Origin of the sequence: Nocardia altamirensis NBRC 108246 (assembly GCF_001612685.1) — a bacterium.
In the GTDB taxonomy this organism is placed as follows: domain Bacteria; phylum Actinomycetota; class Actinomycetes; order Mycobacteriales; family Mycobacteriaceae; genus Nocardia; species Nocardia altamirensis.
Genome location: NZ_BDAY01000147.1, coordinates 1 through 6368, shown reverse-complemented (window position 1 = coordinate 6368; position 6368 = coordinate 1). Strand labels below are relative to the sequence as shown.

The window sequence follows — 6368 nt, the reverse complement described above, 5'->3', positions numbered from 1 at the left end:
TCGGCAACCGTCGTGGTCGTCGGCCGGTGATTCGGCTCGGGGACCTTCAAAGCGATCTTGAAGTGTTGGCGTGAGAGAAATGGTGCGTGTCGCAGGTGTGTGTTGCAACCAGTTCACTCACGCCAATGAAGTTCAGCAACCATTTCTCTCACGCCAAATTGGGTCAGCAACCATTCGACTACCGCTCAACGAGGCTCGGCAACCATACGACTCCCGTCGATGAGGCTGGTAACCATTTGACTGCCGCTCAACCAGGGCAGTAACCCTTCGGCTCACGCCGATGGGTCGGCAAACCATCGCTCTCCCGCCCATTCAAGGTTTGGCAGTCCTTGATCGGGTTCTCGCGCACCTGTTGAACCGGGGTGGGTCTGGAAGTGGTGTCCGGGTCGAGAGTTGGTGCAGCCATGTCCCGTTCGCGCAGGTGCAGGTTGACGAGTGGGACATGGTGTAGGCGTTTGCGGCGTGTCGCCTCCACCATGTCCCACTCGTGAGAGCGCGTCTCACCGAGCGGGACGCAGCGGTGGGGGTGCGACCGATTCGCCGACCGGAACCCGCTGGATACCTTGATTGCTCGCGACCGAGCTCAACACCTGCCCCCGCCAATGTCACGGCTTCCGTGCACCGGCCTACATCCTCGACCGAGTGCTGTTGAACCCACCCACTGTTTGGGTACTTCGCACGCATGTCGACAGGGTTGACACGCATGCGATGTGCTCAACAGGCGTGCGAAGAACCCAACACGACCGCGAAGCCCAGGATCACGGGCGAGAATTGGTTGCTGAACCATCGACGGGAGTCCAATGGTTGCCGCCCCCATTGGCGGTAGTCAAATGGTTGCAGCGCACAGCCCGCGCTCCTGAACACAAGCCGCGCCGCCGAGCGCAATCCGCACCCCCGAACACAACCTGCGCCCCCGAACACAACCTGCGCCCCCGAACACAACCTGCACCCCCGAACACAACCTGCACCCCAAACGCAACCCGTGCCCCCAAACGCAACCCGTGCCGCCGAGCGCAATCCGCGGCCCCGAACACAACCCGCGCCCCGAACACAACCCGCGCCCCGAACACAACCTGCGCCCCCGAACAACCACCCCCCCCCAACAAAACCCACCCCCAACAGAAACCCGGGCCCCCAGCAAAAACCTTGCCGGGGGCCCGAATTGGCCGAGCGGGTGCTAACTCAGAAAAGACCAGCGAGCGAAGTGTCGGTGCCCTGCAGGTCCGAGTTGCCGGAGCTGACGAGCTTGCCTGCGCTTTCGAGCGTGGTATTCAGTTGGGTCACATTCGTGTTCCACTGCGCCTGGAGGGAAGCGAACGCATCGTTTGCGTCGCCCTTCCAGTTGTTGGTGACGAAGTCGGTGACCTGCTTGTGGAAATCCTCGAGCATGGTCATGACGGTCCGTGCTTCGGACACGATGGACTGGGCGCCCGCCTCGACCTCACCGAAGTTAGAGGCAATCGTCCCCGGGTTGTTTGCTGCCATCTGGAGCTCCTAGTTAACTGATGGTCTGGCTTGTCGAATCAGGGGAGGTCCAGGCTGGAAGCCTGCGACGTCACCTGCTGGGCGAACTGCTCGTCCTGCTCAACGAACTTCTTACCCGCGGTGGCGAGCTTGTCTGCCGTCTGGTCCAGCTGATCGTTCAGCTTCCTGGCCTGGGCGAAGTAGTTGTCCATGAACGTGTCGAATGCGCCACGCGCCGCACCGCTCCAGGTGGCGGTCGTGGTATCCGACTTGGCGTTCAGCGCCGTGATCGCGTTCTGGAGGTCCAGGTGCCGCTGCCTGCAGTTCTCAGTGAACTTCGCGATCGCGTCGCCGTCGGCTTGGAGTTGTCCTGCCATTTTGGTTCCTTTCGGTTCCCGTCTCGGCCAACGGTCGAAGCGTCAGCTGGCCTGTACATATGGTTTGACGCGCCTTGGGTCTGATCGGTTCCATCCCGTGACAGAAAAATTTGGGATCCTCCCCAACCTGATCAGGATGCCCGGTGCGTCTCGGCCGACGCCATCGCGGATGCTGGTGCCCGAGGAGGGCCGCACTATCAGCCGCGATCGTCGTCGAACCTGCATGACTGGTGCCGCCAGCGCCCCTTGCTCCCCTCCTTCCCCCTGCTCGCTTGGTGTTGACTGGCGAGTGGCCTGGCTGCGGCTATACCTTATCGAACCCCCCGGATTCGCGCTAGCAGGAGTTGACGCTACTTCACCCTTTTACGCAGCACCGGAACGAGCTTGTCGATCAAGGTCTGTTCGGAGTTGGTCGACCAGTTTCGCATCGCGGCCACCGCCGCCGGATCGTCGATCGGAATGACGTCCGCCTTCGTTCCGGTGATCTCGTACGGCAATCCCGCGAATCCACCGCCGCCCGCTTTTTCGTCGCTGCGAATGGCGAGCACATAGCTTCCTGCTAATGCGTTGAGCGCATCGGCGCCGTTCGTCGCTGGGCGCGGTGAGGTTTCACCATTTTGCTTCCCGTACGCGAAGTTGTAGACGAAACCGAGGTCTTCCAGAAATTTGGTCTGCGGAGTTCCAGACAGATAGATGGAGAACTTGCCCTGTTCGGATACGTCGACCATGGTCACCGTTCGACCGTGGAACATCGGATTGTCCTTGTACGCCTGGGCCAGTGGCGCCAGCCCGGGGGAGGCGAGTGCCGGGCTCGTCGGCGCCGGTGTATTCGACGTTCCGCCACTGCTGAGCGCCCAGACGCCGATGCCTGCGATGAGGGCGAGGACGACCGCTCCGATCTCGACGCCGATGAGCCTGCGCTTGCGACGGCGGCTCGCCGCGGCGGCGGTCAATGCAGGCGCGGAAACTGCGTCGACGCGCGGGTCGGTATGCGGGCGCGGGTCGAAGACCTGGACCGGGTAGGTGGGGGAAGTGTTGGTGGCGACCGGGTTGTAGCCGGGGATGAGGGCGCCCGCCGCGGCGTCGGTGAGTTCGCGGCAGCTGTTGAACCGATGCGCGGGATTCTTCGCCATCGCGCGGGCGAAGACCTGGTCGATGGCGGGCGGCAGGCCGGGGTTGACCGCGGTGGCCAACGGTGGCGGCTCGTGCAGGTGGCCCATCATGACCAGAGCAGGTTGCGTTGCGGGATAGGGGTTTCGGCCGGTGAGCAGCTTGAAGAAGGCGCACGCCAGGCTGTAGATGTCGGAGCGGTGGTCGAGGTGCTCGCCGGTGAGCTGCTCGGGTGGGGCGTAGGCGATGGTGGCGACGAAGCTGCCGGTCTGGGTGAGCTCGGTGGTGTCGTCGTTGGATTTGGCGACGCCGAAATCGGTGAGCACGACGCGTTCCTCGTCGCCCTCCGTGGAGGAGAGCAGGAAGTTGGCAGGCTTGACGTCGCGGTGCAGCAAGCCTTTTCGGTGGGCATAGTCGAGGCCCTTGCCGACTTCGGTGGTAATGCGCAGTGCCCGCAGCGGATTCATCGAATGCGCGTCGCGGACCAGTTCGGCCGATGCGTCGATACCGTCGACATATTGCATGGCGATCCAGAGCTGACCGTGCTCTTCGCCTCGGTTGTACACCGAGACGATGTTCGGATGGTCAAGGCCCGCCGCGAGATTGGCTTCCCGCTCGAACCTCGCCCGGAATTCGTGGTCGTTGCTGAGGTCGGCGCTGAGCACCTTGAGCGCGTCCATGCGCGGCAGGCTGGGATGTTTGGCCAGGTAGACCGTGCCCATGCCGCCTGCACCGAGGACCCGCTCGATGCGGTACCCGCCCACGATGGTGCCGGGGCTCATCGCCATGATCCACAATCTCCTGAGTCGGTCGTGCTCACGCAGCAGCATACTGGACTGCGCGAATCGGGCACGGTGCGTCGCATTATCGACTATTCGCGAAAAGCGAGTATTGCGCGGCGGCCCGTTGCTGAGCGTCGCCGAGTTGATTGCTGCTGACGAAACCGACGTATTCGCGGTACGCCACAATGCAGGTGAATCGCTTCGCGCCTGCCGTGCCGGATTTGTTTTCGACACAGGCCGAATCGGGGAGACCGGCGGGTGCCTCGGCGTCGCCGGAAACGACGGTCGGGGTAATGCGGTCGGCGACCACTTTGCGGGCGGTGTCGGGCCCAGCGGTGTGCACGACGAGGCTGCCCGAAGACAGCGCGAACTTGTCGGCGCGCATCGCGGTGAAACGCTGCTTCGCGTAGTCCCGGTCCTTGGCGTACTGCAGCACGCCGCGCAGGCTGAGCAGTGCGTTGCTGTCGTCGAAGCTCGGCTTCTGGAACTTGTCCGGGTTCAACGTCCGGCTGAGCAGATGGTCAGGGTCCCACGGCAATTGGAGCAACTGCTCCGGCGACAGTGTCGGCAGCTGCTGCAGCAGCGAAAACTGGGTGTCGTATGCCTTTTCGGCCAGCGCGACCATGCTGTTCAGCACCGGGTCCGGTGTCGAGACGAGAAAAGCGACAACGTAGGGCCCGCGGGCAAGAGTGGTCCGCAGGAACGGCGAGCCGGGCCGCCAATTGCCCTGTGCCTCAGCATATTTAGGCAGCGAGGCGGGCTGGTTCTGGCCTGCGGTCGCGGCGAGGCCTGCCTCCGCGAACTCGGTCGCGGCCGCCTTGGCTCGCGCGTCGTCCGGGAACTGCATGACCATGGTGCTGACGGTGGTCGAGTTCGCCTGCCGCTTGGCAGGCCATTCGGTGGTGGTGAAGATCCCGCTTTCGGCATCCGAGCCGTTGGACTTGAATCCGTAGATCATCTTGTGCCGTTTGGCAATCGGCTCCATATCGGATTTGCGCCCGAGCTCCTCCGGCATCGCCCCGCTGGAAATGCTCCAGGTCAGCGAGCCGTATTTCATCCGAGGATCGATGTCGTAGGCGGAGGCGACATAGTCGGCCACGCGCATGGCGGCCACGTCCTTCATTTCATAGAAATGCGGTCGATAGTCGTCGTCGTGCGCATTCAGCGGCAGGGTCGGATAGTTGCCTGCGTCGAGGTTCCTGATATCGATCTCACCGGGCTGTGCCGTGCCGGGGACGATCGACCCGCAGGCGGCGAGGACCGTCATCGAGCAGGCGGCGAGCAGTGCCGCGCGCAGCCGCCTCATTTCGCGTGCACCAGGATCGCGTACTGCGCGGATATCCGCTGTTGCGCGTCGAGCAGCTGGTGTGACGCGGAGAACGCGGCATAGCGGTCGTAGGCCACCGAGCAGTAGTAGCGGATCGCGAGGGCCTCCCTGCCGATGTACTCCTTGCAGCTGGCCACCGGCAGGTTCTCCGGGGCGGCGGCGCCGGTGAACTTCTTGGTGAGGCGGCCGCGTTCCTCGCGCAGCCGCTTTGCCGCCGCGGCGTCACGCGCCCGATACAGTTCGATGCCGTCGGTGGCGTACCTGTCCACGCCTGCCGCCTCGATGATCCGGCGATCGTCGGCCGGGTCGCTGGTGAAGTGCAGCGCGGCATGGCCGGTGAACGCGCCGGGCGGATCGAGCCAGCCGTCTTCGCGCTGACGTGGCAGTGCGCGGCCGAGCATGCCGTCCATGTCGATCCGGATGGTCATCAGCTGATCGGCGGGGGTCGGCGTGAATGCGGCGATGGCGGGAAGGACGGCGTCGAGGCTCTTCTCGACCAGTGCCTGCAGCGCGGGCAGGTCGACCTGCTCCAGGAAGATCTTCAGATAGTCGAAGATCCAGGTGTAGACGACGAATTTGCCGGTGGCCACCCAGGAACCGATCGACTGCTCCCGCGGCTGCCAATGCGCGCGCGCCGCGGGATACTTCGGAATCGGCACCCGCTCGTTGTGCTCGTTGGCCTCGAAGTCGACCCGTTCGAGCGCCTCGGCGGCGGCGGTGGCCCGCTGTTCGTCGGGGAAGATCAGCACGGCATTGAACAGGTCTCGGCCCTGATTCTTCGCCTCCGTGCTGCCGTGGCTGAGGAAGCCTGCGACGAAATCCGGTGCGGCCTCGGCGAACCGGTCGATGTTCATGATCTTGCCGAGTGAATTGCGCGGATCGATGAAGACGGACGAGACGAACGCGTTGCTCTCGCGGAACGCCGGGTCGATGTCCGCGGCGGTGGGCACCACGTTGCCGAGCCGTTGCGCCTCGATCATCCTGGCCTGGTCCGGGTTCTTCGCGGTGCCGAGCTCGCGGGGTTGCGTCGGGTAGCTGCCGACGTCGAGCCGAGCGAGATCGACGACGGGATCCGGGGGCGCCGGATCCCGCGGCGCCGACTCACACGCGCTACTCGCCGCCAGCATGCCCGCGATGACCAGGGCACCAGCGGCCCGCCGGTGCCGACGCACCCCCGATCGGCTCCGCCTCCCGACCATTCGCCGAGGTATCGCTGCCACCGCCAGCTGCAACGGGCCTCCCCTACGTTCGTAGTTCCCCGCGGGATCCTACTTCACGGTTTGGGCAGGCACAGGACCTCGAGGTTGG

Annotated in this window: 5 protein-coding genes; all 5 read right to left on the bottom strand. The window is 64.4% G+C overall.

Translation table 11 applies throughout. From position 1 onward, the window contains the following. Window positions 1-1182: 1182 nt before the first annotated feature. Window positions 1183-1485, bottom strand: a complete 303-nt coding sequence (locus NA11_RS43470; protein WP_069167973.1) for a WXG100 family type VII secretion target — start codon at window positions 1483-1485, stop codon at window positions 1183-1185. Window positions 1486-1523: 38 nt separating this feature from the next. Then, window positions 1524-1841 (bottom strand): WXG100 family type VII secretion target, encoded by a 318-nt coding sequence (locus NA11_RS43465; RefSeq protein WP_069167972.1) that lies wholly within the window; start codon window positions 1839-1841, stop codon window positions 1524-1526. A 350-nt stretch (window positions 1842-2191) separates the two neighbouring features. Beyond that, window positions 2192-3739, bottom strand: a complete 1548-nt coding sequence (locus tag NA11_RS43460) for a serine/threonine-protein kinase (protein WP_069167974.1) — start codon at window positions 3737-3739, stop codon at window positions 2192-2194. Window positions 3740-3815: 76 nt separating this feature from the next. Next, window positions 3816-5039, bottom strand: coding sequence for a DUF7373 family lipoprotein (locus NA11_RS43455; protein WP_069167971.1), 1224 nt, complete (start codon window positions 5037-5039; stop codon window positions 3816-3818). Further along, a complete protein-coding gene (locus tag NA11_RS43450; protein ID WP_245746592.1) occupies window positions 5036-6232 on the bottom strand; it encodes a DUF7373 family lipoprotein in 1197 nt (398 codons plus the stop codon). The genes NA11_RS43455 and NA11_RS43450 overlap by 4 nt, the downstream gene beginning before the upstream one ends. Window positions 6233-6368: the final 136 nt, after the last annotated feature.

Excerpts from the sequence above, each read along its gene's own strand:
- NA11_RS43470 (WP_069167973.1), bottom strand. The coding sequence starts at position 1,485 with ATGGCAGCAAACAACCCGGGGACGATTGCCTCTAACTTCGGTGAGGTC.
- NA11_RS43465 (WP_069167972.1), bottom strand. The coding sequence starts at position 1,841 with ATGGCAGGACAACTCCAAGCCGACGGCGACGCGATCGCGAAGTTCACT.
- NA11_RS43460 (WP_069167974.1), bottom strand. The coding sequence starts at position 3,739 with ATGGCGATGAGCCCCGGCACCATCGTGGGCGGGTACCGCATCGAGCGG.
- NA11_RS43455 (WP_069167971.1), bottom strand. The coding sequence starts at position 5,039 with ATGAGGCGGCTGCGCGCGGCACTGCTCGCCGCCTGCTCGATGACGGTC.